This window comes from Gemmatimonadales bacterium (assembly GCA_030697825.1).
Classification (GTDB): Bacteria; Gemmatimonadota; Gemmatimonadetes; order Gemmatimonadales; family JACORV01; genus JACORV01.
In genome coordinates this window covers 1-2,193 of the sequence record JAUYOW010000237.1, presented here as the reverse complement: position 1 = coordinate 2,193, position 2,193 = coordinate 1, and the positions used below count along the sequence as shown (strand labels likewise).

The 2,193-nt window shown below is 68.6% G+C and carries 2 protein-coding genes; both read left to right on the top strand.

Translation table 11 applies throughout. The annotated features are described in order from the left end of the window. The first annotated feature begins 245 nt into the window (after nucleotides 1–245). A complete protein-coding gene (locus tag Q8Q85_12405) occupies nucleotides 246–1,010 on the top strand; it encodes a class I SAM-dependent methyltransferase (GenBank protein MDP3775057.1) in 765 nt (254 codons plus the stop codon). Between the two features lie 7 nt (nucleotides 1,011–1,017). After that, on the top strand, nucleotides 1,018–2,193 hold a 1,176-nt coding region (locus Q8Q85_12400), incomplete at its 3' end, for an MFS transporter (GenBank protein ID MDP3775056.1).

The following is a 2,193-nucleotide window of genomic DNA, read 5'->3' as shown; positions in this document are numbered from 1 at the left end:
GCGGCCGTGAGACTCGCCGTAGACCCGGGTGCGCAAACGCGTCGGACGCCCTGAGTCGGATGAGCGGCTAGCGGAATTGGATCGAGAGGACCGGGTGCAGCTCGATGAAGTTGGGGGCGGCACCGGTCTGCCCGTGGTTCCGAATCGGCGCGAACGTCAGCACGAACACCGCCTTGCGCATTCGCCTATCATCACACCCGCCGCTCCCTCCCGCAACGGCGCCGTGCCCGGCATATTGCCGAGCGGTGACTCCCGGATTCAAAGACCACTTCTCGAAGCGCGCGCCGGGTTATGCGGCGTTCCGGCCGCGCTATCCCGCGGCACTGTTCGATTATCTGGCCGGGCTGGCGCCGGGGCGGGAGCTGGCCTGGGACTGTGGGACCGGCAACGGCCAGGCCGCGACGGGCCTCGCCGAGCGGTTCGAGCGGGTGGTCGCGACCGATCCGAGCGCCGAGCAGATCGCGCACGCGTCGCCGCACCCCAAGGTGGAGTACCGGATCGCCCGGGAACGGGACAGCGGGCTCGCGGAGCGTTCGGTGGATCTAGTCACGGCCGCCCAGGCGCTTCACTGGTTCGACTTCGAAGCGTTCTTCCGCGAGACGCGCCGGGTGCTGCGCCCCGGCGGCGTGCTCGCCGCATGGTGCTACGTGGACCCGCGGCTCGACGACCCCGCGCTCGATCGCGTGCTCCAGGATTACTATGCGGGGACCGTACACGATTACTGGCCACCGGAGCGGCGATTCACCCAGGACGGCTATCGTTCGATCGCCTTCCCCTTCCCCGATCTCGAGGCTCCGACCCTCTGGCTCGAGATGAACCCGAACCTGCATGAGTTCTCGGGCTACCTGCGGACGTGGTCCGCGACCCAGCGGTACGTCGAAGCGCACGGCCGGGATCCGGTGGACGACGTCGAGGCTGCTCTGATCCCCGGTTGGGGCGATCCATCGGCGCGCCGCTCGCTGCGCTGGCCCCTGCATCTGCGCGTGGGTCGTTCACCGGCCGCAGAATGAGGCTCTGATGGCGAAGCTGTTCATCCTGATGGTCGTGGCGTTCGTGGACATGGTGGGGCTGGTGATGCTCCTCCCGCTGCTGCCGTTCTACGCCACTCATTTCGGCGCCGATGCGTTCGTGGTGGGAGTGCTCATCTCGGCGTTCTCCGTGGCCCAGCTGGTCAGCGCTCCACTTTGGGGGAGGTTGTCGGACCAGCGCGGGCGCCGGCCCGCCATCCTGACCGGGTTGTGGATCTCAGCGGCGGCGTACGTCGTCTTCGCCTTCGCGGGCTCGCTCTGGATGCTGCTCCTCTCGCGCGTCATCCAGGGCCTCGGCGGCGGGACGATCGGCGTGGTGCAAGCGTATGTCGCCGACGCGAGCGCGCCCGAGGACCGGGCCAAGAGTCTGGGGTGGCTCTCCGCGGTGACGAGCCTCGGCGCGGTGACCGGGCCAGCGCTGGGCTCGTTCCTGGCGAGGCTGTGGGGACAGATGGCCCCCGGCCTTGCTTCCGCGGCGCTCTGCGTTCTGGTGAGCGTGTTCGCGTGGCGGTTCCTGCGAGAGTCGCGCGAGCTGCGGCGCTCGTCGGCCTCGCTCACGGTCCAGAAGCCGCCGCGCTCCGGACGGGAGGCGATCTGGCACGTGATCGCGCACTCCGGGGAGCCCGCGCCGCGCCTCATCTGGATCTACACGGTGGCCATCGGCGCGTTCTACGGGACTGTGCCCATCGTCCCACTCCTCATGTCCGAGCGGCTGGGCGTCACCGAAGCGAACATCGGCTACTTCGTGATGTACCTCGGCGGAATGGGGGTGATAGTGCGGGCCGGGATCCTGGGGCGGATGGTGGACTGGCTGGGCGAGGCCAGGCTCTGCCGGCTAGGCCTGGTCCTGCTGGCGGCAGGACTCGTCACGACATCCGTGGTGCATTCCTACCCGGTGCTGTGGCTCTCGCTCACGCTCATGCCCATCGGAACGGCGTTCATCTTCCCCTGCGTGACGGGACTGCTCTCGCAGGTCGTGTCCAGCAACGAGCGCGGGCTCTTCATGGGCGTCCAGCAGACTTTCGGTGGGATTTCGCGGGTGGCGTTCCCGGTTTCTGCGGGCGTCCTGATGGACCGTTTCGGCCGGGGGTCGCCCTATTGGATCTCGGGGCTGATGGTGCTCGCGGCACTGGCGCTGACGACGTCCATGGAAGAGTACCTGCGG